This is a genomic window from uncultured Bacteroides sp. (assembly GCF_910586915.1).
GTDB lineage: Bacteria > Bacteroidota > Bacteroidia > Bacteroidales > Bacteroidaceae > Bacteroides.
Window position 1 is genome coordinate 22,988 of record NZ_CAJULN010000021.1, and the last position, 26,493, is coordinate 49,480.

General features: G+C 47.5%; 19 protein-coding genes and 1 tRNA gene. 7 read left to right on the top strand and 13 right to left on the bottom strand.

Annotated elements, in window-relative coordinates:
• Positions 1-4: 4 nt before the first annotated feature.
• A complete protein-coding gene (gene thrA / locus QZ331_RS09045; RefSeq protein ID WP_294629583.1) occupies positions 5-2,440 on the bottom strand; it encodes a bifunctional aspartate kinase/homoserine dehydrogenase I in 2,436 nt (811 codons plus the stop codon).
• 404 nt (positions 2,441-2,844) lie between these two features.
• On the opposite strand from thrA, the gene QZ331_RS09050 reads away from it, so the two are divergent.
• The 4 genes from QZ331_RS09050 to QZ331_RS09065 all read left to right on the top strand — a co-directional run bounded on the left by QZ331_RS09050 (position 2,845) and on the right by QZ331_RS09065 (position 7,607).
• A complete protein-coding gene (locus QZ331_RS09050) occupies positions 2,845-3,882 on the top strand; it encodes an asparaginase (RefSeq protein ID WP_294629584.1) in 1,038 nt (345 codons plus the stop codon).
• An 87-nt stretch (positions 3,883-3,969) separates the two neighbouring features.
• A complete protein-coding gene (gene radA / locus QZ331_RS09055; RefSeq protein ID WP_294629585.1) occupies positions 3,970-5,337 on the top strand; it encodes a DNA repair protein RadA in 1,368 nt (455 codons plus the stop codon).
• Positions 5,338-5,397: 60 nt separating this feature from the next.
• On the top strand, positions 5,398-6,990 hold the full coding sequence (locus QZ331_RS09060; RefSeq protein WP_294629586.1) for an FAD-dependent protein: 1,593 nt from the start codon (positions 5,398-5,400) through the stop codon (positions 6,988-6,990).
• 17 nt (positions 6,991-7,007) lie between these two features.
• On the top strand, positions 7,008-7,607 hold the full coding sequence (locus QZ331_RS09065) for a LuxR C-terminal-related transcriptional regulator (protein ID WP_294629587.1): 600 nt from the start codon (positions 7,008-7,010) through the stop codon (positions 7,605-7,607).
• A gap of 37 nt (positions 7,608-7,644) precedes the next feature.
• Here the strand turns inward: QZ331_RS09065 and QZ331_RS09070 are convergent, their stop codons facing one another.
• Positions 7,645-8,979, bottom strand: coding sequence for a WD40-like domain containing protein (locus QZ331_RS09070; RefSeq protein ID WP_294629588.1), 1,335 nt, complete (start codon positions 8,977-8,979; stop codon positions 7,645-7,647).
• 505 nt (positions 8,980-9,484) lie between these two features.
• Here QZ331_RS09070 and QZ331_RS09075 point away from each other — a divergent pair.
• Complete coding sequence (locus QZ331_RS09075; RefSeq protein ID WP_294629589.1) at positions 9,485-11,920, top strand: TonB-dependent receptor; 2,436 nt, start codon at positions 9,485-9,487, stop codon at positions 11,918-11,920.
• 153 nt (positions 11,921-12,073) lie between these two features.
• On the opposite strand, the gene QZ331_RS09080 is transcribed toward QZ331_RS09075, so the two are convergent.
• The 3 genes from QZ331_RS09080 to metA are packed head-to-tail and all read right to left on the bottom strand — an operon-like array spanning position 12,074 to position 15,851.
• Positions 12,074-13,111 carry a hypothetical protein gene (locus tag QZ331_RS09080; protein ID WP_294629590.1) on the bottom strand — a complete coding sequence of 346 codons (1,038 nt, stop codon included), beginning with the start codon at positions 13,109-13,111 and terminating at the stop codon, positions 12,074-12,076.
• Complete coding sequence (locus QZ331_RS09085; RefSeq protein WP_294629591.1) at positions 13,108-14,937, bottom strand: U32 family peptidase; 1,830 nt, start codon at positions 14,935-14,937, stop codon at positions 13,108-13,110. Before QZ331_RS09085 ends, QZ331_RS09080 begins: the two co-directional genes overlap by 4 nt.
• Positions 14,934-15,851 carry a homoserine O-succinyltransferase gene (gene metA / locus QZ331_RS09090; RefSeq protein ID WP_294629592.1) on the bottom strand — a complete coding sequence of 306 codons (918 nt, stop codon included), beginning with the start codon at positions 15,849-15,851 and terminating at the stop codon, positions 14,934-14,936. The genes QZ331_RS09085 and metA overlap by 4 nt, the downstream gene beginning before the upstream one ends.
• A 182-nt stretch (positions 15,852-16,033) precedes the next feature.
• Between metA and QZ331_RS09095 the strand changes: the two genes are divergently transcribed.
• Complete coding sequence (locus QZ331_RS09095; RefSeq protein WP_294629593.1) at positions 16,034-16,204, top strand: 4Fe-4S binding protein; 171 nt, start codon at positions 16,034-16,036, stop codon at positions 16,202-16,204.
• 313 nt (positions 16,205-16,517) lie between these two features.
• On the opposite strand, the gene QZ331_RS09100 is transcribed toward QZ331_RS09095, so the two are convergent.
• The 4 genes from QZ331_RS09100 to QZ331_RS09115 form a co-directional block, all read right to left on the bottom strand.
• A complete protein-coding gene (locus QZ331_RS09100; protein WP_294629594.1) occupies positions 16,518-17,711 on the bottom strand; it encodes a pyridoxal phosphate-dependent aminotransferase in 1,194 nt (397 codons plus the stop codon).
• Positions 17,712-17,794: 83 nt separating this feature from the next.
• Positions 17,795-19,009 carry a bifunctional 3,4-dihydroxy-2-butanone-4-phosphate synthase/GTP cyclohydrolase II gene (locus QZ331_RS09105; RefSeq protein WP_294629595.1) on the bottom strand — a complete coding sequence of 405 codons (1,215 nt, stop codon included), beginning with the start codon at positions 19,007-19,009 and terminating at the stop codon, positions 17,795-17,797.
• A 5-nt stretch (positions 19,010-19,014) separates the two neighbouring features.
• On the bottom strand, positions 19,015-20,913 hold the full coding sequence (locus tag QZ331_RS09110) for an LptF/LptG family permease (RefSeq protein ID WP_294629596.1): 1,899 nt from the start codon (positions 20,911-20,913) through the stop codon (positions 19,015-19,017).
• A 76-nt stretch (positions 20,914-20,989) separates the two neighbouring features.
• The gene (locus tag QZ331_RS09115) at positions 20,990-21,376 is read right to left on the bottom strand and encodes an START-like domain-containing protein (RefSeq protein WP_294629597.1); all 387 of its coding nucleotides are present in this window, start codon (positions 21,374-21,376) and stop codon (positions 20,990-20,992) included.
• 222 nt (positions 21,377-21,598) lie between these two features.
• On the opposite strand from QZ331_RS09115, the gene QZ331_RS09120 reads away from it, so the two are divergent.
• A tRNA-Met gene (locus QZ331_RS09120) sits at positions 21,599-21,672 on the top strand.
• 115 nt (positions 21,673-21,787) lie between these two features.
• Here the strand turns inward: QZ331_RS09120 and QZ331_RS09125 are convergent.
• The 4 genes from QZ331_RS09125 to guaA all read right to left on the bottom strand — a co-directional run bounded on the left by QZ331_RS09125 (position 21,788) and on the right by guaA (position 26,305).
• Positions 21,788-22,048, bottom strand: a complete 261-nt coding sequence (locus tag QZ331_RS09125) for a DUF1573 domain-containing protein (RefSeq protein WP_294629598.1) — start codon at positions 22,046-22,048, stop codon at positions 21,788-21,790.
• 11 nt (positions 22,049-22,059) lie between these two features.
• Positions 22,060-23,097: a 6-bladed beta-propeller gene (locus QZ331_RS09130; RefSeq protein ID WP_294629599.1), complete on the bottom strand. Its 1,038-nt coding sequence runs from the start codon at positions 23,095-23,097 to the stop codon at positions 22,060-22,062.
• 107 nt (positions 23,098-23,204) lie between these two features.
• A complete protein-coding gene (locus tag QZ331_RS09135) occupies positions 23,205-23,333 on the bottom strand; it encodes an NVEALA domain-containing protein (protein WP_294629600.1) in 129 nt (42 codons plus the stop codon).
• A 1,664-nt stretch (positions 23,334-24,997) separates the two neighbouring features.
• Positions 24,998-26,305 carry a glutamine-hydrolyzing GMP synthase gene (guaA, locus tag QZ331_RS09140; RefSeq protein WP_294629601.1) on the bottom strand — a complete coding sequence of 436 codons (1,308 nt, stop codon included), beginning with the start codon at positions 26,303-26,305 and terminating at the stop codon, positions 24,998-25,000.
• Positions 26,306-26,493 lie beyond the last annotated feature (188 nt).

Below are 26,493 nucleotides of genomic sequence, written 5' to 3' on the forward strand. Positions count from 1 at the left end.
TTTATTAAACGTTGGCAATGCTCATGATATCGGCAAATACTCCGGCAGCAGTCACGCCCGCGCCGGCACCGTATCCTTGAATCATCATCGGATATTCTTTATAACGCTCCGTAGTGAGCAGGATAATGTTGTTGCTACCTTCGAGGCCGTAGAAAGGATGGTTGGCTCCTACCTCCTGCAAGCCTACAGAGGCTTTACCGTTCTCCAATTTGGCAACGAAACGCCAGTGTTTATTCTCTTTTTCGAGTACTTGTCGGCGGGCTTCAAAGTCGGCGTCAAGGCTCGGCACCCGTTTCCAGAAGTCTTCCAGCGAACCTTCGAAGAAATCGTTCGGCACAAAGAGATTCTTCTCCACATCCTCCTGTTCGATGCGGTATCCGGCTTCGCGCGCAAGAATCACCAATTTACGGATAACGTCCTTGCCGCTGAGGTCGATACGCGGATCGGGTTCGGAATAACGCTCTTCCTGCGCCATCTTGATGGTGTGGCTGAAAGGGATGTCGGCGCTGATTTTATTGAAGATGTAGTTCAGCGTACCCGAAAGGACGGCTTCAATCTTCAATATTTTGTCGCCACTGTGAATCAGGTCGTTGATTGTATTGATAATCGGAAGTCCCGCGCCTACGTTTGTCTCGAACAGGTATTTCACACCACGTTGGCGGGCAATTGTTTTCAGGTCGCGGTAGTTCTCGTAGGCCGAAGAAGCGGCAATCTTGTTGGCTGCCACCACAGAGACGTTGTGCTCTAACAAGTCCTTGTAGAGTGATGCAATGTCGGGGCTTGCCGTACAGTCTACAAATACGGAATTAAAGATGTTCATGCCGACTATCTCGTCACGGATAGTCTGCAGGTTGCTCTCCTTGCCTTTCTCCTTCATCTCCTGACGGAAGTTGGAAAGGTCGAAACCTTCACGGCTGAACATCGCCTTGCTGGCGTCGATGATACCTACCACATGAAGTTTCAGTCCGTTCTCCATCATCAGTTTTTGCTGCTGGCAACGAATCTGCTCCACTAAGCTGCCGCCTACTGTGCCGATACCGCAGATGAAGAGGTTCAATACCTGATATTCGGAGAGGAAGAAAGAGTCGTGAATAACGTTGAGCGATTTGCGCAACGATTTGGAATCGACAACAAAAGAGATATTTGTTTCCGAAGCACCCTGTGCGCAAGCGATTACATTGATACCGTTGCGTCCCAACGTACCGAAAAGTTTACCTGCAATACCCGGCGTATGTTTCATATTCTCGCCTACGATAGCCACTGTAGCTAAGTTGCTTTCCGCAAGAATCGGCGAGATTTCTCCCATCTCTATTTCTTTGGCAAACTCTTCGTTCAGCACTTCGCAGGCCAAACCGGCATCGGCATTACGCACACCGATGGAAGTACTGTTTTCAGAGGAAGCCTGAGACACGAGGAACACACTGATTCCGTTCTTTGCCAACGCTTTGAAGATGCGGTAATTGACACCGATTACGCCTACCATACCAAGACCCTGAACGGTAATCAGACTCGTATCGTTGATGGAAGAAATACCTTTAATGGCTTTGGTCTGCGGACTGGACACCTCCTGTTTGATGACCGTTCCCATTCCGTCGGGATTGAATGTGTTCTTTATAAGAATAGGTATATTCTTGTGACATACCGGATAAATGGTAGGCGGATAAACTACTTTCGCACCGAAGTTACAAAGTTCGGTGGCTTCCACATAAGTGAGTTCGGCAATCGTGTAGGCAGTTGAGATAACACGCGGATCGGCAGTCATAAAGCCGTCCACGTCTGTCCATATCTCCAGACTATCGGCATCGAGCGCCGCAGCTATGATGGCAGCCGTATAGTCGGAACCGCCACGGCCGAGGTTCGTCACATCGCCCGATATCTTGTCGGAAGAGATAAATCCGGGCACCAGCGACACCTTCGGAAGCGAACGGAAAGTCTCTTTCACCAACCGGTGAGTCAGTTCAGCATCCAGCGTATGTTTGTTATGTTTCTTCTCTGTCTTGATAAAAGTACGCGAATCGAACCATTGTGCCCCTGCAATCAGTTCGGCAACGATAATAGAGGAAAGACGCTCACCATAGCTGACGATTGTATCCGAAGTCTTTGGCGAAAGGTCTTTAATGAGATAGATTCCCTGGAAGATGTCTTTCAGTTCGTTCAGTAACTCGCCTATCTGATGCTGCAATACAGTCTGTCTTTCTCCGGCAGGAATCACTTCTTTAATCATTTCCATATGGCGACAGACAATCTCACGGAACTCGCCTTCGTAAGCGGAATTTCCTGCTGCCGCCATTTTAGATGTATTTATCAATTTGTCAGTGATGCCCCCCAATGCGGAAACAACTACAATTACCGGCTCTTTAGCCGACTCTACGATTCTCTTTACGCTTAAAATGCTGTTCACGGAACCTACGGACGTTCCGCCGAATTTCATTACTTTCATTAAGATACTTATTTTAATGCAATGTCCTGTGTATAATTTCACAGAACAATGGGTTGGTTACAGATAAAATTAAATTTGAACTTGAATTTTGCTTGTTCCTACAAGCGTGAATCACGTAGATACACAAAACTATCCATCAACCCCTAAGGGTCATGGTACACATCGATGTGACTGTATGCGGATAGTACTTCTTCATTGTGCCGTCTCTACTTTTTCGTTTTGATAAGTGTCGCAAAAGTAATAATAAAAACGTTCAATCTATCACTTTTTCCCGTTTTTTTCTGATAAAAAGAACATTCCGTTTTCTTCAACCTCTGCAACTCCTCTCCATTTTTATAACATTTTGCTACCAACATATCATTTTATATTATTATATTTGCGAAAACCAACGCATAAATCAACTTATGAATCCGCAAACAACTTCCGTATTGTTAATATATACCGGTGGAACAATCGGAATGATTGAGAACACCGTAACAGGAGCCTTAGAGAGTTTCGATTTTGAACAACTCCAAAAGCACGTCCCCGAATTACAGAAATTCAACTTTCCGATTGATACTTATCAGTTTGACCCGCCTATGGACTCTTCGGACATGGAGCCGGATATGTGGCGGAAGTTAGTTCGCATCATTCACGAGAATTACGACCTTTACCACGGTTTCGTCATCCTGCACGGTACGGATACGATGGCTTACACTGCCTCGGCACTCAGTTTTATGCTGGAGGGGCTGGACAAGCCCGTTATTCTGACGGGCTCTCAGCTTCCTATCGGGATGCTTCGTACGGACGGAAAGGAAAATCTGATGACGAGCATAGAGATTGCCACCGCTCAGAACAAAGAGGGGAAGGCACTTGTACCGGAAGTATGCATCTTCTTCGAGAATCATCTGATGCGGGGAAACCGTACGACAAAGATGAATGCGGAAAACTTCAATGCTTTCCGGTCTTTCAATTATCCGGTGTTGGCGGAAGCGGGGATTCATATTAAATATAACAATGTGCAGATTCATGTGAACGGGGAGGAACGGGAACTAAAGCCGCATTATTTATTGGACACGAATGTGGTCGTATTGAAACTGTTCCCCGGAATTCAGGAGAATGTAGTAGCTGCCATCTTAGACATTGAAAGACTGAAGGCAGTTGTGCTCGAAACATACGGTTCGGGCAACGCTCCTCAGAAGGAGTGGTTTATCCGACGGCTTTGCCAAGCAAGCGCACGCGGCATCGTCATTGTCAACGTGACGCAATGCAACGCAGGGACGGTGGAGATGGAGCGTTACGAGACGGGGTATCAGTTGTTGCAGGCAGGTGTTGTCTCCGGTTACGACAGCACAACCGAGTCGGCCGTCACCAAATTGATGTTCTTATTGGGACACGGATATGACCCGGATGAGGTGCGCGACCGGATGAACCGTTCGATGGCAGGAGAGATAACATTATAGGACACACCTATTTCTATCAGGCAGGGATAACTTATTATTAATAAATTATCCCTATTTTTGTGCCCTACAATAAAGAAAAGAACTTCAATGGCAAAAGAGAAAACCGTATATGTATGCAGCAATTGCGGACAGGATTCACCGAAATGGGTAGGCAAATGTCCGTCGTGCGGAGAGTGGAACACGTATGTAGAAGAAATAGTACGGAAAGAGCCGGCAAACCGGCGACCGGTGTCGGGCCTCGGGACGCAGAAGGCACGCCCTGTCGTGCTGAGCGAGATAGAGGTGGACGAAGAGCCGCGCATGGATATGCACGACGAAGAGTTGAACCGTGTGTTGGGCGGCGGACTCGTGCCGGGGTCTTTAGTGCTGATAGGCGGCGAACCGGGAATAGGGAAATCGACGCTTGTCATGCAGACCGTACTGCATATGCCGGAGAAGAAGATTCTCTACGTATCGGGCGAAGAGAGCGCACGGCAACTGAAACTGCGTGCCGACCGCCTTTCGAATGCTTTGAGCGACTGCCTCATCGTCTGCGAGACTTCGCTCGAACAGATTTATGTACATATCAAGAATACGAATCCCGATTTGGTTATCATCGATTCCATTCAGACGATTTCGACAGAGAGTATCGAATCGTCGCCGGGAAGTATCGCACAGGTGAGAGAGTGTTCTGCTTCCATTCTGCGCTTTGCCAAAGAGACGCATACGCCGGTGCTGCTTATCGGACATATTAATAAGGAGGGAAGCATCGCCGGACCTAAGGTACTGGAACATATTGTGGATACTGTTCTCCAGTTTGAAGGCGACCAGCATTATATGTACCGCATTCTGCGCAGCATCAAGAACCGTTTCGGCAGCACGGCGGAGTTAGGTATTTATGAGATGCGGCAGGACGGATTGCGACAAGTAAGCAACCCGTCGGAGTTACTGCTCAGCCAGGAGCACGAGGGAATGAGTGGAGTGGCTATCGCTTCCGCCATCGAAGGGGTACGCCCGTTCTTGATTGAGACGCAGGCTTTGGTGAGCTCCGCCGTCTACGGAAACCCGCAACGCTCGGCAACTGGCTTCGACTTGCGAAGGATGAATATGTTGCTGGCGGTGCTCGAAAAGCGGGTGGGATTCAAGTTAGCACAGAAAGATGTATTCCTGAATATCGCCGGGGGACTGAAAGTGAATGACCCAGCTATTGACTTGCCGGTTATCAGTGCCATTCTTTCTTCCAACATGGACGCGGTCATCGAACCGGAAGTGTGTATGGCGGGAGAAATCGGGCTGTCGGGAGAGATTCGCCCGGTAAACAGAATAGAGCAGCGCATCGGAGAAGCGGAGAAGTTGGGATTCAAACGTTTCCTGCTGCCGAAGTATAATTTGCAGGGCATCGATACGAAGAAGTTAAAGATAGAACTAATACCAGTAAGAAAGGTAGAAGAGGCGTTCAGAGCCTTATTCGGATAAGATATTGATTTTTTATACATCAGTTTTATCCATTTTATAATCAAAAACAACAAGAATCAGATGATACAAGAATACCAACTACGCCTCCTCCCCGAAATCGCCGCCAACGAACAGCAGCTCAAGGAATACCTTTCGGAAGAAAAAGGAATCAACCCACGCAACATCCACGCAGTCCGAATCCTGAAGCGCAGCATCGACGCACGCCAACGGACGATATTCGTCAATCTGAAGATACGTGCCTACATCAACGAGAAGCCCGAAGACGACGAATACGAACATACCATATATAATAATGTAGAAGGCAAGCCACAAGTCGTTGTTGTGGGTGCAGGTCCCGGCGGACTGTTTGCCGCGCTGCGCCTCATCGAACTCGGGCTGCGCCCCGTTATCGTAGAACGGGGAAAAGACGTGCGCGAGCGGAAAAAAGATTTGGCACAAATCAGCAGGGAGCATACCGTAAATCCGGAGTCGAACTACAGCTTCGGCGAAGGAGGCGCGGGAGCCTACTCGGACGGAAAGCTCTACACGCGCAGCAAGAAAAGAGGAAATACAGACAAGATACTGAACGTATTCTGCCAGCATGGAGCCTCTACGGCGATATTGGCCGATGCACATCCGCACATCGGAACGGACAAACTGCCGCGCGTCATCGAGAATATGCGGAACACCATCATCGAATGTGGCGGTGAAGTCCATTTCGAGACCCGTATGGATGCACTGATTATCGAAAACAACGAAGTGAAAGGCATCGAGACGAATAGGGGAAAAACATTTCTCGGGCCTGTGATATTGGCTACGGGACATTCGGCAAGGGATGTGTACCGTTGGCTGGCAGCAAACCACGTCGCGGTGGAAGCCAAAGGAATTGCCGTAGGCGTGCGGCTGGAACATCCGGCAAAGCTGATTGACCAAATACAGTATCACAACAAGCAGGGAAGAGGAAAGTACCTGCCCGCCGCCGAATACAGCTTCGTCACGCAGGTGGACGGCAGAGGAGTGTACAGCTTTTGTATGTGTCCCGGCGGATTCATCGTGCCTGCTGCCAGCGGTGCGGAGCAGGTAGTGGTAAACGGTATGTCGCCTTCCAACCGTGGCTCGCGCTGGAGCAACTCGGGAATGGTGGTAGAGATACAACCGGAAGACTTGACAAGCGGAGCACTCAAAATAGAGAGCGGAGAGGCGGCCACACAACCGGACGAACAACTACGCGTCCTTTACTTTCAGGAAGCGTTGGAACGTCAATGCTGGCTGCAAGGAGACAGGCGGCAGACGGCGCCGGCACAACGCATGGCGGACTTCACCCGCAGGAAGTTAAGTTACGACTTGCCGGAGTCGTCGTATGCGCCGGGACTGGTATCTTCGCCGCTCCACTTCTGGATGCCTGAGTTCATCAGCCGGAGGTTATCCCTCGGTTTCCAACAGTTCGGGCGCAGCAGTCACGGGTTCCTCACCAACGAGGCGGTGATGATTGGGGTAGAGACGCGCACCTCCTCCCCCGTCCGCATCGTGCGCGACAAAGAGACATTGCAACACGTGATTGTCCGCGGGTTATTCCCCTGCGGCGAGGGTGCGGGTTACGCCGGAGGAATCGTTTCGGCCGGAGTAGACGGCGAACGGTGTGCGGAAGCCGCAGCACAATATATCAACCGCTGACCGGAATGCACAGCTTTATGAACACTTCACCCGAAATAGCAATCGTAGAGCCCAATACCCTCACCTGCCTGGGGCTGAAAGGAATCTTGGAGGAGATGATTCCGATGGCAACGATACGTACCTTCCGCCGTTTCGGCGAGTTGATGGACGACACGCCGGATATGTACGCGCATTACTTCATCTCCGCCCAGGTCTATGTGGAACACAATGCTTTCTTCCTTCCGCGAAAACGCAAAACGATTATACTGGCAAGCGATAGTCCGCAGTTTCAGCTAAGCGGAGTGCCTGTGCTCAATATCTACGAAGCCGAAGAGGAGTTGGTGAAAAGCATCTTAAGGCTTCACCAGCACGCACACCACGGCGGTTATCCGGTGAAAGACAAGCCGCCCGTGCCTGCGCCGCCTTACCAGGAGTTGCTCTCTGCCCGCGAGATTGAAGTACTCGTACTCCTCTCCAAAGGGTTAATCAATAAAGAGATTGCGGAGAAACTGAATATCAGCCTGACTACCGTCATCACCCACCGGAAGAATATCACTGAGAAATTAGGAATCAAGTCCGTCTCCGGGCTGACTATCTACGCCGTGATGAACGGATATATCGAGGTAGACCGTATCTGACGGCAGCAAGAGATGCTTCGCTGCCGCACCTTTCCGTTTAATTCCCCCACGCAATGGCGCTGTATGACACATCGGCAACAGAACAGACGGGTGTTTCCCATTTGTTTTGGTTGCGGTCGTAGTCGGCAACGGTGTACGTGCCGTCCTTTTCGGACAGTACGGTGAATGTGCCGGGACGGTCGAAGCGATGCGACACAGAGACTACCTTATCCTGCCAAACGGCAAACGGTTCTTGCGCCCACAATCCTTCGTTTACATGGTCGCCGCGTAAGTAAAAACGGCTGCCGCCTTCATCGGCAGGGGCCGAAACGACATAGCCTGTCATCCTGACAGACTCCGGCTTCCCGCCTTCTGCTGCGGGAAGGGGCACACTGAAAAAAAACGGAATAAGTGCTTCGGCTTCTACCGCTTCCTGCATATGAAATCCGCTCAAGCGATGGTAAAGCACAGGCGTCCATCTTCCCTCTCCGGTCTTTGCCGACAAGAGAACCACCCCGTCGTTCGCCACCACTCCAGGATAGTCGCCAAACTGTTCGGCACGCAATCCTTCGGGCAGTTCGTAATACGGTCCGCTACCGGACGTGGAGTTCATCCGCGTCGGAACGGCATAGTTGCTTCGTTCCAAACAGTTGGAGACGTTTTGCATGGAGTATTGCTTACCGTTCTTGCCGTCTCTCGACTGAATGGCAAAAATGCTGCCGGGATGTCCGGCAATCAAGGCCAGTGTAGTATTCGGAGAGGTATCCAACGGTTTCCATTCTCCGGTGCAGAAATCGAGAAAGAAGGGTTGCTGTGTACCGTTTTCTTTCGACAGTCCGCACAGTCCGTAGGTATATACGCAGTTGACGATGGAGTGGAAATCCTGCCGTTCGCTGATGTCCCACGTGCTCTCCGAGGGAGTCACGGCGGACGTTGCCCCTATCCTGCCTATGGTGTGGCGCCGGCCGTCGAGTGCATAGAGCCGGAAGTCTTGGGGTGTCTGCCCGTCGGCTGACAGAACCTTGCCCATCAGCATACGGTCGCCTTCTCTACGCAGGAATATGTCGACGCGGGAAGGCGGCATACGGTAAGGCATACGCACGTCTATTCCATCCGGACGGTTCGCGGTAATTTCGGCGGAAACCGGGCCGCAAAATCCTTCGGGCATCATCTGTTCGCCGGTGTCCCAGCGGAAATCGTACTCTACACAGTCGTTTGCCCGAAAGCCGTTGCCGTAAATGTGTACGACGTCGCCCGGTCGGAGCGTCTGTCCGGCTTCGGTCACTCCGTAGTCGGTCACTAATGGTGTTTGCGACGGGTTGTCGTCGTTGCCGCACGCACTGAAAAAGCAACAAAGAGAGAGGACAAAGAGCAGTGGGAGAAGAGGTTTCATAGTCTACTTTATTGGGTGAATGAATCCTTGCAAAGATAAGGGAGCTGCATAGTAAAGTGTGCGGAAAACGACCGTTTTTTATGAATTATTCACAGGCAATAAAGTTCCGGCGAAGCACTGCCGAAGTTTGCAGCAAGCGTAGAGAAAGTTCTGTTTTATCGCTTTCAATCTATAAACGAAGGCTTCGTTTATAAAAATGAAACTTGCATTTATATAAATGAAGGTTGCGTTTATAAAAACGAAGCCTTCGTTTATAGTTTGCAAACGGCAGTCGGGAAGTTGGCAAACGGCAGGAAAGAAGTTTGGAAGCAATAGAGAAGAAGTTTTTCACGAATAGACTGAGGCGGATTGTACCGTTGTCTGCGGGAAAACGTGCCATCCGTTGAGGAAGGCGGAGAGGCGATGCTGCGGGACAGTGCCCCTTTTGCCAACCGAAATCCTAATAAATGAGGATTGCCCGTGTCCCTTATTTGCCGTTACTTTGCACCCGATAAACCAACAACGAATGAAGACAAAGAACCTAATGCTCGCCCTCGCTCTCCTGACGGCAGGAAGCGCCCGGGCGGAAGAAGTGCTGAAAGACTCGCTGAAAGTAGTGGATATGGAAGAAGTGGTGGTGGTCGCCACTCCGAAAGAGAACCGCAAGTTGCGCGACTTGCCCGTGGCGGCTACCGTGCTGTCGCAAGAGAGTATGCGCGCCAACCAAGTAAAGACGGTGAAGAACCTGTCGGGACTCGTCCCCAACCTGTTTATCCCCGACTACGGCTCGAAGCTGACCACCTCCATCTATATACGCGGCCTCGGCTCGCGCATCAATACCCCGTCCGTAGGGCTTTATGTAGACAACATCCCTTTTATAGACAAGTCGGCTTTCGACTTCAACTACTGCGACATCGAACGCATCGATGTGCTTCGCGGCCCGCAAGGGACGCTGTATGGACGCAACACGATGGGCGGACTTATCAAGGTGCACACCAAATCGCCCTTCGCCTATCAGGGAACGGACCTACGGATGGGTGCGGCAACCTACAACGACTACAACGTGTCGCTGACGCATTACCACCGCCTGTCGGACCGCTTCGCCTTCTCCACCGGAGGATTCTACGAGCATACGGGCGGCTTCTTTGAAAACTCGGCACGCAACAACGAGAAGGTAGACCGGAGCAACGCCGGAGGCGGACGTTTCCGTGGTATCTTTCTGCCGACACCGAATCTGAAGATAGACATGACGCTCAACTACGAGTACAGCGACCAGGGCGGTTATCCTTATTATTATACCGGAATCGCCCCCAGCGCCCGAACCGAAGGGAAAGAACTCACCGAAGAGCGCGCCGACCGCATCGGACGGATTTCCTACAACGAACGCAGCAGCTACCGCCGCGGACTGACAAACGCCGGTGTCAATCTCGAATACCAGGCACGGCACTTCACACTGAGCGCCGTGACGGGCTACCAGCACTTGAACGACCGTATGTTTCTCGACCAGGACTTCACCGAGAAGCCTATCTACACGCTGGAGCAACGGCAGAAAGCGCATACCGTATCCGAAGAAATCGTGCTCAAATCGAAAGCCGGCAACAGGTGGCAATGGACTACCGGTGTGTTCGGTCTGTATCAGGGGGTAGACACGAAAGGGCCGGTCAACTTCTGCGAAGAGGGAATAAAAGAGGTGATTGAGGGAAATGTGAACCGCATTTTCGACGGAATGAGCAGTGCGGCGCCGCGAATGCATCTGACGGTCAACAATCCTTCGATACGGGTAAGCGGCGACTTCGACACTCCGCTTTGGAATGCTGCCGTGTTCCATCAGTCTACCCTGAACGACGTATTGGTGAAAGGGCTTTCGCTCACCGCCGGGCTGCGTCTCGACTACGAGAAGATGAGCATGAAATACAACGCTGCCTCTGCGCCCACGGATTTCAACTTCAGCCTGAAGATGATGGCTCCTCCTCCCCGCCCGTCTATGTCGATAGAAGCTAAAAACCTGCTCGCCAATGCCGGCTACAACGGGAAAATAACGGACGACTACGTGCAGTTGCTTCCCAAGTTTGCCCTGCACTACGAATGGAAAAAGGGAAACAACGTATATGCCACCGTATCGAAGGGGTATCGTTCGGGAGGATACAACGTGCAGATGTTTTCCGACTTAATCAGTGGCGACTTGAAGAATTCGATGATAGATGCCATCAAGGAGAGCGACGAGTTCTCTAAGTTTGCCGCCATCATCGAACAATATGCAACGAAGGACGAAGTGCCCGAAGTGAAAGAGGCGACACGCTACAAGCCGGAGTATTCGTGGAACTACGAAGCAGGCAGCCACCTCACCCTGTGGGACGGCAAGCTCTGGGCAGACCTCTCCGCTTTCTATATGGATATGCGCAACCAGCAGATTTCGCAGTTTGCCGAAAACGGCTTGGGACGCATCACCCTCAACGCCGGAAAAAGCCGCAGCTACGGCGCCGAAGCCGCCCTGCGCGCCAGCCTGACGAACGCGCTGAGCCTCAACGCCAGCTACGGATATACGTATGCCACCTTCACCGACTACGTGGTAAACGAGAAGGACAAGGACGGAAACCTGCAAGTAAAAGCCGACTACAACGGCAAGTACATTCCCTTCGTGCCCAAACATACGCTGAACATCGGCGGAGAATATGCCGTCACTTGCAGTCGGCACTCTATCTTCGACCGCGTGGTATTCCAGGCAAACTACAATGCTGCCGGACGTATCTACTGGACGGAACTGAACGATGTAAGCCAGTCTTTCTACGGAACGCTCAACTGGCGGACGAATCTCGAAACCGGCAATGCAATCATCAGCCTTTGGGCACGCAACTTCTTGAACAAGGAGTACGCAGCATTCTACTTTGAAACAATGAACAAGGGATTCATGCAGAAGGGACGGCCGATGCAGTTCGGGGTAGAGGTTCGCTGCCGATTCTGATTCACCACAGAGGACACAGAGTTTCACGGAGTTTTTTTATGAGTTGTCAGTTGTTAATGGTAAGCCGGTGCGAATCGTTACTCCTGCTCATGGCAGTCCACAGCTAACAAAAAGACTCCGTGGAACGCTGTGTCCTCTGTGGTGCAAAGCAAACTATTCATTGACAGCCCCGCACCGCGGGCACACACCTTTCTCTTTCAGCTTCTCCCCACAACGTCCGCACACATATTTATAGCTGCTATTCCGCCTCACCTTCTTCGCAAAGACGAAAACAAAAAAGGCAAAGCACAAATAGCCTACATAGAAATGCACCGTCAGGATAAAGAAGAAATAGCAGAAGATGCAGCAAGACATCAGCCCTAACAGATAGAAGATAGCCGCCTCCGGAGCCAACTGCCGGAACAAATCGTCGAGCACCGCCAATGCTACAATTAAAAACAGCCAGATACTCAGCAGAAAGACCGAAAGAATAAGAGGAACCCTGAAGGGCGACAAGGTGGGATTGAAGTAAAAATGCTCCCATGTATCCGGTGTAAAGACCTGCATCGTCTCGTACACCGTCGCACTGAACGCCATCAGCAGACAGAGCAACAACGGATAAACACTGTCGATATCATTAAAATAGACCATACGCAACTGCTTCCGCCGGAACGTCCGGAGCAACCAGACACCGACAAACAACGCAAAGACAACCACACAATAGGAAGCGTGTGTATTGCTGAACAGATGGATGGCCTGCGAAATACTGTCGGCAGGAACAAAAGAGTGCTTCAACGCCCGCTCGCACACCCACCCCTGCGCGTCTTGCGTATGAGCCAACTTCACCCAAATACTATCCGCACCATCGGAAGGCCGCACGGCAAACTCCGCCACCACCACGCGGTCGCCCCGATAAAGAGTGACATACGTGTCCTTGATGGGCAGGCACTCCAACGCAATGGAATCTTCCGTCAACTCCAGATTCGTATTCCATGTATAATGCCGTTCATAAAGATAACGCAGAGAGTCTTTTGTTTTCTGCGGCAACCCTTCGGAAGAAAGCGCAGGACAAGCATAATGGCAAGACGAAAGAAGGCACAAAGCCAACAACAGATTCACCACAGAGTAGCACAGAGTAGCACGGAGTTCTTTTTCCCCTTGTATGAAAAACTCCGTGAGACTCCGTGTTACTCTGTGGTGAATCTCTCTCATTGCGCCGCCCTTACCTTCATCTGACAGTTCTTGCAATCGAACTCAAGGCTGAACCGCTTGCCGTCGTTCGACACCAGATAATAAGGTTCTTTATAAGGCGAACGTACCCGGTGGTGAACCGGACACCACCCCATGCTATAACGCAGACAATGCTTGCAGAACATCAGCACCGCATCTTCCGCCGCTTCCTTCTCGTAGGCTGCGGCAATGCGCTGCACGCCGTGCTCTTCGTAAAAAGAAGCTGCGCGGCTGTTCATCACATTTCCCAAGTAAGTCAACGCCGATTGCGGAAAAGCGTGACGGGTCGGCTTCCACACCGCCAGCTCCCGACGGTAGTTTATCCGGCGGGCAGCCATCAGTTTGTCCGTTGCCTGCCGGCGGAAGTCGGCCAATACGGAAGCGGGCAAGAACCAGTTCTCGGCAAAGGCGACTTTTATCTCCTTCGCCTCAAAAGGCGTATTCCCCAATTTGGCAAGCTGCGTTCTCAGATTCTCCGCCTGCGGCGTGCGTGCCAACTCCTTTTCGCGAGGAAGGCTCAGGGTAATGCGGTTGTCGTCCTCATCGGCCAATGTCAACGAAAAGCCGAATGCATGATCGGCAAGCAACACATCGACGGCTATCTTCCTTTCAGCCGATTTGCGCGACAACACACGCTCGAATTCCTGGTCGAAGTTGCGGTACAGCTTGGTGCGGGGCTTGATACGGGGCATCTCCTGCGGATACAGTTTGTTGCTATCCACGCGGTTGATGCGGAATCCCTGCAAACGTCCCTGCTCGTCGATGTAGCAAACGCCGTCGCCGTTATTGAAAGACTTCAGTCCGGCAACGGTCAGATGGTTGCCGCGAATCTCCTTCACCGTGCCCATCTCCTCACCCAATGATTTGGGAGTGTCGAAAGAGAAGATTTCCTTCTCGCGCCCATGCAGAAAGTAGTGGGTAAACCCGCGACTGAAACTCTTGTCCAACTGCGGCTTGAACTCGTAACGGCACGTGCCCGAAGAGGCGCGCACGTATTCCCGACAGCGTGCAAAGAGAGCATCCAGCTTCTGACGATAGGCTGCCGTCACATTCTTTACATAAGATGCATCCTTCAACCGTCCCTCTATCTTGAACGAAGAGACTCCCGCGTCCAACAACCGTTCCAGTTCATCACTCTGATTCATATCTTTCAGCGAAAGCAGGTGCTTGTCTTTCACAATCACCTTCCCGTCCGAATCGACCAGGCTAAAGGGCAGGCGACAGAACTGCGCGCACTCGCCCCGGTTCGCACTACGCCCGAAGCAGGCTTGGCTGACGTAGCACTGCCCGCTATAACTCACGCAAAGCGCACCGTGCACAAACACTTCCAAAGGTACATTGGGGCAGGTGTCGTGTATCTTCTTTATCTCGCGCAGCGACAGTTCCCGCGCCAACACCACCTGGCGGAAACCCGTCTCCCAAAGAAACTTCACCTTCTCCGGCGTACGGTTGTCCATCTGCGTGCTGGCATGAAGCGGTATGGGTGGAAGATTCAGTTTCGTAATCCCCATATCCTGCACAATCAGGGCATCCACGCCGATACGGTAGAGGGCGTGAATCATCTCTTCCGTCTCTTGCAGTTCCTCTTCTTTGAGAATCGTGTTGACGGTGACATAGATACGCACATTATACAAATGGGCATACCGCACCAATGATTCTATATCCTCCAGCGAATTGACCGCCGCAACACGCGCGCCGAATTTCGGAGCACCGATATACACGGCGTCCGCACCATGATTGATGGCTTCGATACCACACTCCAGGTTCTTCGCCGGAGCGAGAAGCTCTATTTTACGTTGCTTTATCATTGAATGTCGTTAATGTTGTAAGGAGTTTCCTGGTAGACAAAGTAGTTGAGCCAGTTGGAGAACAGCAGATTGGCATGAGCACGCCAACGCACTAACGGTCCTTTGGCGGGGTCATCGTCTACGTAATAATTGCGGGGGATGTCAATCGGGAGGCCTTTATCCACATCACGGCGGTATTCGGTATCCAGCGTCAAGGGAGAGTATTCCGAATGTCCGGTGACGAAGAACTCACGCCCGCCGCGCGCCGTCACCATATACACACCCGCCTCTTCCGATTCGGAGAGCAGCGTCAGTTCGGGCACGTTCAGAATGTCTTCGCGGCGCACTTCCGTGTGGCGGCTGTGGGGCACATAGAAGCAATCGTCAAAACCACGGAAAATAGGATGATAAGGTTCCATCACGCGATGCTCGAAGATTCCGAACATCTTCTTGTCCAATGCATATTTGGGAACGCCGTAATGGTGGTAAAGTCCCGCCTGCGCCGCCCAGCAGATGTATAAGGTGGAAGTCACATGAGTGCGGGCCCAATCGAAAATCTCCTTTATCTCGTCCCAATACGTCACTTCCTCGAAGTCCATCTGTTCCACCGGGGCGCCGGTGATAATCATTCCGTCGTACTTCTCGTGGCGCATCTCGTCGAAGTCGGTATAGAACGCCTTCATGTGTTCTATCGGGGTGTTCTTGGAGGTGTGGCTCTTGATTTTCATAAAGGAAATCTCCACCTGAAGCGGTGTGTTCGAGAGCAGGCGCACCAGGTCTGTTTCCGTTGTAATCTTCAACGGCATCAGGTTGAGAACCACAATACGCAACGGGCGAATGTCCTGCTGCGTGGCACGGGATGCATCGATAACGAAAATATTCTCTTCCTTCAATATCTCTATCGCAGGTAGTTTATCGGGCAAGTTTAAAGGCATAATCGCTATATTATTAGTAAATTGTGTGCAAAAATACAAAAAATATAACACATAACAGGAAGGTTGCTTATTTAGAAGATGTACAAATTAAGCCAAATTAATCAAGGCAACACAACAACCAATTGATAAAAGACTTATTTTTGCGAGAGAAATTAGTACTAATAATTTAAAATTTTAAGAAAATGGCTTACGTAATTAGTGACGATTGTATTGCTTGCGGAACTTGTATCGACGAGTGTCCGGTAGAAGCTATCTCTGAAGGTGATATCTATTCTATCAATCCGGAGGTATGTACTGAGTGTGGAACTTGCGCAGATGTTTGTCCGTCTGAAGCTATTCACCCGGCTGAATAATACAATCATATCGAAAAGTATAGGCTGCTTTCCACACCGAAGGCAGCCTTTTTTTATGCGATTTATAGTGCATATATACCCTACTTCTACGGCATATATATCCTACTTGCAGCATCTATATGTCCAACGTCCAGCATCCATATGTCCTGCACGCAGCATATATATGCGCTGTAACCTACTGATTATAAAGGATTATCCACCTCACCTACGGGGAATAAACAACCGATAGCCGCTTTCTGTTTCCCGTATAAAAAAAGACGGTGGATGATTTTCGCTTAATCATCCACCGTCCTTATTTATCTTGTTTCCTTGTCTATTTCAGCTTAGCCAGCGCTTCCTTGATGCGGCGAATGGCTTCTACGATATTTTCATCGCTCGTAGCATAACTCATACGGATACATTCGGGGGCACCAAATGAAGCACCACCTACACAAGCCACGTGAGCTTCTTCGAGCAGATACATTGCCAAGTCGTCCGAATCGGCTATCGTACGGTCGCCGTTGCTCTTTCCGAAGAAAGCGTCGCATTTCGGGAACAGGTAGAAAGCCCCCTGCGGAACGTTCACCTCAAAGCCCGGAATCTCTTTTGCCAACTTCACAATCAGGTCCCGACGGCGTTCGAATGCTTTCTGCATCTCCTTCACCGGTTCCTGCGTACCTACATAGGCAGCTTCGGCAGCCTTCTGCGAAACCGAACAAGGACCCGAAGTGTATTGGCCTTGCAGTTTGTTGCAAGCCTTCACGAGCCATTCCGGCCCGGCAATGAAGCCGATTCTCCATCCTGTCATGGCATACGCCTTGGACACACCGTTCACAATCACCGTACGTTCCTTCATCTCCGGGAACTGGGCAATGCTCTGATGTGCACCGATATAGTTAATATGTTCGTAGATTTCGTCGGCAATAACCATTACGTGTGGGTGCTTAACGAGCACGGCTGTCAATCCTGCCAACTCTTCCTTCGTATATACAGAACCTGTCGGGTTGGACGGCGAGCAAAGAATCAGGGCTTTCGTCTTCGGGGTGATGGCAGCTTCCAACTGTTCGGGAGTAATCTTAAAGTCCTGTTCGATACCTGCCGAAACAATCACGGGAGTTCCTTCCGCCATCTTCACCATTTCGGGATAACTCACCCAGTAAGGAGCCGGAACGATGACTTCGTCACCCGGGTTTACCAATACAAGGATCGTGTTGCATACAGATTGTTTTGCACCGTTTGCACAAGAAATCTGGGCGGCGGTATACTCCAAACCGTTTTCTTTTCTCAGTTTCTCGACAATGGCATTGCGTAAAGCCGGATAGCCCGGTACGGGAGAGTAGCGGGAGAAGTTATCGTCTATGGCTTTCTTGGCAGCTTCCTTGATGTGATCGGGAGTATTGAAGTCGGGTTCTCCTACACTTAAGTTAATAACATCAATGCCTTGTGCCTTAAGCTCGTTGCTCTTCTGCGACATGGCAAGCGTCGCCGAGGGCGACAAGCTGTTCAAACGATCGGATAATTGATTCATTTTGTATCTATATTTATTGTTATTGGGTGAAAAACGTTGCAAAATAAGCTATAATATTTAATATATGAAAACGAGCAGGGAAATTACTTATTAAAATGTAAAGTATGTCCCATTCTTTCTTTCTTCGTTCTCAGATAGCGTTCGTTGTACGGATTGGGTTCTGTTTCAACCGGTACGTTTTCCACAATTTCCAATCCATAGGCTTCCAGGCCGACACGCTTCACGGGATTGTTTGTCAGCAGCCGCATCTTGTGTACGCCCAATTCGCGCAGAATCTCCGCACCTACTCCATAGTCTCGTTCGTCGGCAAGGTGTCCTAAGCAGAGGTTCGCATCTACAGTGTCCATTCCGTCCTCCTGTAGTTTGTAAGCCTTCATCTTCTCCATCAGACCGATGCCGCGTCCTTCCTGATTCAAATATACGATTACGCCCTTTCCCTCTTTTTCAATCGTTTCCATTGCTTTGTGCAACTGGCCTCCGCAGTCGCAACGCTGCGAACCAAGTATGTCGCCGGTAGCGCAAGAGGAGTGGACACGCACTAAAATCGGCTCGTCTTCATTCCATGTACCTTTAAATATGGCCATATGCTCCAGCCCGTTCGACTTCTGACGGAACGGTATCAAACGGAACATTCCGTGCTCGGTAGGCATATTCACCTCCACTCCTTTTTCTACAATTGATTCCTGCTTCAAGCGGTAAGCAATCAAATCGTGGATGGAAATCAGCTTCAAATCGTATTCGTCTGCCATCTTGCGGAGTTCGGGCAGACGTGCCATCGTGCCGTCGTCGCTCATTATCTCCATCAGAGCACCTGCAGGATAAAGTCCTGCCAAACGTGCCATATCAATCGTAGCTTCGGTGTGCCCCGCACGGCGAAGCACTCCTTTTTCCTGTGCATAAAGAGGATTGATGTGTCCCGGACGTCCGAAAGTAGCCGGAGTAGAAGCCGGGTCGGCCAGAGCCTGGATGGTAGCGGCGCGGTCGGCAGCAGACACGCCGGTAGAACAGCCTTCCAACTTATCGATGGTAACCGTGAAGGGAGTTCCCAACACAGAAGTGTTATCTGTCACCTGATGCGGCAAATCCAACTCCTTGCATCGTGACACCGTAACAGGCGCACACAGTACCCCGCGTGCGTGTTTCAACATAAAATTCACTTTCTCGGGAGTTATCTTTTCAGCAGCAATTATCAGGTCACCCTCATTCTCGCGGTCTTCATCATCCACTACTATGACAAACTTGCCTTCTCTGAAGTCGGCAATCGCGTCTTCTATCCTATCCATTTTAATCTCTTCCATAACAATTATTTATTAATTTTCTGTATGATGAATTGAACTTGTTCGTTATTCTTTATAATCCGCTCCATATCCTTCGACAAACGGATGCGGAACATCCAAATGCGGAAATAGAAAAACAGCCCGATAGGGAAAATTATCCCGGCAACTAAATTCAGCCAATATATATGGAACGGGCGCACGTGAGCCGAAACGGGAATCACCGGATAATTATTTAGCATCTCTACCAAAGCTGCCGATTTCGTATTGGACATTTCTTCCACCAATGTCTCCAGCCTGTCATTGATGGCCGTCACTTCGTTGTCTTCTTCGCCTGCCATCCATAACTTGAAATAATTAGGAACTTTCGTCAACTGATTGCAGGCGGCATAGTTCCGGCACTCCTCCGTGAGTAGTTCCAACTTTCCGGATATACGCCCGTAATCGGGGTCGTGAATAATGACTTCTTTCTTGAATATATGACGTACGCTACGGATTCCGGCAACTTTCTTAAACCAATTGATATAGGCATCGGCATTCAACACCACAGAGTCTTTGTTCGATTTGTAAGTAAGGAAAATACCCAACGGAGCAAGTACCGCGCTGCTTGTCCACATTCCCATCCACACAATCCACTTACCATCGCGTGCCATTTTGTAGCCCGAATTATCTATGATATAATAAATGATAAATACTAATACCGAAACAATCACCGGCATACCCAGGCCGCCTTTACGGATAATACCGCCCAATGGCGCCCCAATAAAGAAGAACAACAGGCAAGAAAGGGAAATCGTAATCTTTTTATGCCACTCCGTCTTATGTTTGCGGATAGCATAGTCGTTGTTTTCCATCGTGAATTTCTTGAAAGTAAGGTCGCTGGACATATTTTCAGCACGGCTGGTAGCAGAAGATATCACTTTCTGTTTCTGCGTCAACGATGCGGCAGCATAAAGACTGTCTACATTATATTCCCGAATATCCGCCCGCTCTATTTTCAACGTATCCTCCTTACTCAGTCCGTAAGAAGGACGGAGGTTTCCTTCAGCCACTTCGCGGTAATACTGCCTTCCGATACTGTCTCCCACTATTTTCATCGAATCGATAAAAGTTTGCAGCATCGTCATGTTTTTTGCACCGGAAGTATTGCTCATAATGCTTTCGTCCGCCATATTGAAATCAGAGTCAAACTCAATCAGCGTATGCTTCTCCCTGAATGACTCGCGCCGATAAGGCACATTCTGAGATTTCATACTCTGTGCTTTCAGGTTTTCAAACAAGTCGCCACTGTATAAATGCAGCCAAAGATGTTGCTTGTCCGCAGTCATCTCCAAACGCCCGGAGTCGGCATAAATAACACGCGCTTTCTCAAACCCTTCTTTCAAATCATAAATCAAAACATCATACAGCATACCAGTTTTCCGGTCTTTCCTCGCAACTTTCAGATTATAATCATTAATTTCGGAATAGAACACCCCCTCCGGAATATCCAGTTCCGGAGATTTCTGCTTCATCGAAATAAGCAGGGTTCCCAGTTTAGCCTGGGCGATAGGACCGACTACATTTTGAAAATAGAATGAAACACCGACTACTCCACACACAAAGAAGATGAGCGGCCGCATGATTTTAAGAAGAGAAATACCCGCAGCCTTCATGGCAAGCAGTTCGTAACGCTCGCCGAAATTGCCGAACGTAATCAAAGAAGCCAGTAACACAGCCAACGGCAATGATACTGGCACCAATGTCAATGCGGAATAAAAGAAGAACTGAGCCATTACGCTCATCTCTAATCCCTTTCCAACCAATTCGTCTACATATCTCCACAAGAACTGCATCATGAAAATGAACAGACAAATGAAGAATGTACCTATAAAGAGCATAAAAAAGCTCTTTATAATAAATATATCTAATTTCTTTATGCGTAGCATCTTAATAAGTTCGTGCATTTAAGACGCAAAATTAGCACAAAAAAAGGAGCATCGAAAATTTTTAGTTGAAAGTTAACTAAAATCCACAAGTTCTTCTTAATTTAGTTACCTGTGACTCCCATAGTTCTTTCATATCGTCCACCTCGTCCGGCTCTGCAAAATCGGTAATTTCTAATACATAGTCACTTGTCAGTTCATTATAGGCCATCTTGATTTCGAAGTAGTCACGCTCATTTTCATCATCCAGCCAACGGAAACGGATGAAAGAGAAAGCACGAATAGCCGTAATCTCGGCTTTTCTCTGTTCTGTCTTTCCCCAATGAAACTCCACGGTCTTATCGTCAGAAATTACTTTATCAGCAAACCAGTCTTCCAATCCGGAAGGTGTACTAATAGCTCCCCAAAGAATATTTTTAGAAGTTGCATTCAATAAATACTCCAAATGAATCTTTTCCTTTTTCATAGCTATCTCGAATTATTGTTATGCGTGCCAAGATAAATACTTTTTCTGAATAAGCGGCATAAATCAGGCACTTTATTTAATTATTCTTTCATTATTAGTTTTTTAGTTCTCCGTTTATAGCAGAACTGCAAACCTTTTTCAAAGAAAAAACAAAAAAAACATAGAATTGTTTTGGAGATTATGGAAAAACACCTATCTTTGCATCCGCAATCAAGAAACAATGGCGGGATAGCTCAGCTGGTTAGAGCGCATGATTCATAATCATGAGGTCCCCGGTTCAATCCCGGGTCCCGCTACTAAGCCGGAAGGCTTGTAAATTAGGCAATTAGGAGGCTTCCACTCTTGGTTGTCTTTTTTGTTTATAAGGGCATTTGCACAGATTTTGCACGAATAAAACCGACATACCATTCTTCATAAATCCGCCCCACACATTAATTCGCCAGAAGAGACAGGATGTTTGTCATATTCCACAACAGTACATCCACAAGATGCAATCACATCCAAAACAAATAATTTTTCTTCACCTACATTCTTCAAATATATAGTAGTATCACGTCGTTCTTGTTCAAAATTTCCAAAATTGATTATTGTTGAAGCAATCACATTTACTCTCTTACATCCAAAGAGACAAGCAAGCAGAATTATATATAAAAATAATATAATTACTTTCATTAATTATAAATTTATTTCAAAACAAACTTTACTAAGCACATATTATCATCCTCCTTCATATCCGATATTTTAGCATATTCATCTTCATCCAAAAGTTCCTTATAGAGTGAGACTTCCTCGTAAGGAAGAACGGACAGTAAATAATCCTCTGCCAAAAATAGCGTTTGGACAGAAATGCCTTCTTTCATTTTCTCAAAAACGAAAGAACGACCTGTCTGTTTTTCATAGAAAACATTCTTGAAAGGACGATGCATTCCAACTCCACTACGCAACGCCACATAGTAATAACGACTGTTCTGCGCATGACATTCCATGCTATAAGGCAAAATTCCATCGTTCAAATCTTGCAATAGTCTCCGGTTTCTCTCGCCAGTCTTTTCAATGGCAGCATAACTCGCCAATAGTTTCTCATCAATCCCTTCAGTTCCAAAATCCCAAGAATACTCGTATTCCAAAGAATTCGATTCAAGCCGATAAACCCGAGATTGATAAGCTGAACCAAAATAAACATTCTTATTATAGGAATAAAAAGGATGCATCAGTCCCATATCCAAAATCCGGTCATTATTCCAATAACCGTTCACATAAGCATGACTATAATAGTCCACAATGGTAATCCCATTTTCTTCCATATTAACACACGACCACAACGCCAAATTTTGTCCGTTATTCAATAATGCTATCGAATAATAGTTAGGTTTCACCGGAAGAATGATTTTCTCTATGTAATTCCCACACCAATCATATTCCAACAAGAAGCCGTATGAACTAAGTAAAGTTATTCTACCCTTCTTTTCGTCTATCATAAAATCAGCCAATAACTGGAACTCACCCGGTCCATTACCCTTGCCACCTATTTCTCTCACAAATTTCCCTGTCCCATCAAACTGATAAAGAGCAGGTTTCAAATTATCGAAAACAAAATATCCATCTTTACAAGGTACCACTTTCTCTACATTCATCAATAAACAACTATCCATCGTTTCCAGGGGAATTACTTGTATAGATGAGAATAATTCATCTACAGAAGGTAAAACATCACTATTCAACCCTGCTACTTGTAACTTAATTCCTCCATCTGTTTTCTGTTGTACTGAACAAGAATAGAACAAAGGGAAAATATTAAAACATATAATAAATTCTTCATAAACATTTTTTAATCCGCCAAAGCTTCGATGTTCGCCAACGCCAAAGTGCTTAATCCGGCTTTTTCCGAATCTGAATAAATGTAAATAAATGCTGTAGTGATTAATAAAAAGCAGGCAATAATTAATTTTGTTTTCATAGTACCATTTGTTTTAAAATGATCATTATTTGTTAATTCTATGGACGCAAAGCTATCAAATAATTTATAAAGCTAAGCATTTTATGTCTGACAATAAGGTATTTTTCTTCTTTTGTCAGATTTTCTCTCCCCATCAGGGTTATCTTAATTTTCTTCGATGAAATGGGCGACTTTTAATCGATAGACACTACCTTCGTTGACCAAAGTCATATTCGACACACGCTGCAAAGAAATTCTCAATCGGGTAATGGACTGATAAACTTTACTTGCCGTTCCATTACCTTTAGGCCATAGAAGAGCCGTAATATCATTCGAAGTAAGTCTATAACCCTCTGCTTCGACAAATGGTCCAAAATACACAAAAACAAAACAAACAATAAGGGAACAGAAAATTTCAGATAATCCATCATGCCCAAGTTGCCAATCCAAGCGTACCGGGCAAAACCCGCAATCTCCACCTCGCACCTATAACCGGCATAACAGGCAAACAAACTATCCCGTAAATATTCCTGATTATAAGGTTGGGAATATTCCACCGCAGTATGATAATCCAAATCGGTAACGGAAACACGAACCAACGTAGAAGCTGAAACATTTTGTTTATCCAAACGGCGTTTCCACTTGACATTTAACGTGTCGGAATTCAAAGGGCGTTTCTTCAATTACACTCCGAGGTTATTGTATCCACCACAGACAACAAACCATTTCCTCCACTGAATGGAAACGACAAACCGCTCCGGCTTTTCAAGTCTTCATTCAATGCCTCTTTAAAAACTTCGCAAGCCACCTCGTTCCAATATTCCACACGATTTTTCCGCCACAGATAACAGAATATCGCAGAAACAGACATTCTTATTTATATCAAAAGTTATCAAATCCATATCAATAACCCGCATAATATGTTCTCCTCTTGGGGAAAAGTCCGTAAACGGTGCCTTCCAATGGCAATCCGTGTGCATGAGGCAAATATACATGACAGCAAAGGCGCTATGCCCACTTTGGAAAAACTAACCTATAAATTTCCAAGACTCAACAAAATACTTGCCGACGGATGTTATCAGACCCAAAGAAATTCAGTGTCATACCTAAAAGGTGGATTGTAGAAAGGACTTTCTCATAGTTGGAAAACCATCGAAGGCTAACCATTGACTATGAATTTCTCACGGAAACGGCAGAAACGAAAACGTTGTATGCACACGCATGAGCCTTATATAAAACTAATCTTTTTCCTGCGATGGCTTGTCGGTTGCCATGCGAATGTCTGTCGGTTTTCTTACTAAAATTTATTCGTCTGACTATAGTGACCGTTTCGTCTGACTATAGTCAGACGAAAGAAACACTACAGTCAGACGCAAGTTCAACTATAGTCAGACGAATAAATTTATGCATCCCGACCGTTAGTCTGTAGGCAACGGAAAATTAAATCGTAGGCAATTCTCCGCTAACCGATAAGCTGAACGTAAGCATCCGAGAGTCTGTGCAAAAACTATTTTTGGAAGACTAATGCTACGATTGGAAGGCATAGGACAGATTATTTTAAATTGAACTATCCATGCACACAAATTAAAATAAAAAGACACGAAACTCACAGGTATTGTTTGTTAAAACTGTGAATTTCGTGTTTAATCCCAAAGTTGTAGGAATATTTTAATATCTCCTTACTTCTATTCCCACTCTATAGTCGCATTGGGTTTCGGCGACATATCATAGCAGACACGATTTACGTTCTTTACTTCTTTCAAAATGCGGTCTGTGATTTTCATTAAAATAGGCCAATCAATCGGTTCGATAGTAGCTGTCATGGCATCTACTGTATTGACAGCACGAATAATGACCGGCCAGTCAAAAGAACGGGCATTATCGCGTACACCAACGGATTTGAAATCGGGTACTACCGTAAAATATTGCCATACCTTTTTATCTAATCCAGCTATTTGGAATTCTTCGCGTAAAATAGCATCAGATTCACGTACAGCTTCCAAACGGTCGCGTGTAATAGCTCCTAAACAACGTACACCTAAACCGGGACCAGGAAAAGGCTGACGGTAAACCATTTCATAAGGCAAACCGAGTTCCAAGCCGCAAGCACGAACCTCATCCTTGAATAATTGACGCAATGGCTCTACCAACTGGAATTGAAGATCTTCGGGCAAGCCACCTACGTTGTGATGAGACTTCACCATTTTGGCAGTCTTTGTTCCGCTTTCCACGATATCCGGATAAATAGTGCCTTGACCTAAGAAATCAATGCCGTCCAACTTGCGCGCTTCTTCTTCAAACACACGAATAAATTCGCCACCAATGATTTTACGTTTCTGTTCGGGATCTTCTACACCTGCCAACTTATTCAAGAAGCGTTCTGTTACATCTACATAAATCAAATTTGCTTTCAACTGATTTCTAAAGACTTCAACTACATCTTCCGACTCACCTTTACGCATCAAGCCATGATTCACGTGTACACACACCAAATTATCACCAATCGCTTTTAGAAGCAATGCAGCAACCACCGAACTGTCAACTCCGCCGGATAATGCCAACAATACTTTCTTATCACCTACCTGACGCTTAATCAACTCTATCTGGTCGTTAACAAAATTAGTCATATTCCAGTTAGCTTCTGCCTTGCAAGTGTCGAAAACAAACGATTTCACAGCATCTTTAATGGCTTCAATATCATCTGTAAATCCCGCCAGTTTTACTGCACAAGCCGCTTTGTCGTGGCCTGCTGCCATAACAGGGATTCCCTGTGCATATATGTCCGGATTTACATCAATAGCAACACCGTCAATAACATTATTGGGACCACCGTTGATTATGATGCCTTTCACATTTGGCAATGCTTTTAATTCTTCCACTGTAATGTCGTGGGGATAAATTTCACTATAAACTCCTAATGCACGGATAGCACGAGCCAATACCGTATTTTCATGACTACCTAAATCAAGAATAACAATCATGTCCTGCTTCATCTGATTCTGTTTTTTAATTATGTTATTATCAATAGTTTCCTTAGAGTAAACCTATGCGCAAATATAAATATTTTTAAAGACGAAACAAAATAAGAAATAGGAATAGTAAAATAAAGCAATAAAAGTGTGCTCTTATCCTTATTTCCCGGCAGGGTTGTACAAACCAGAAAAGCCCCCCGGTTCCTTTC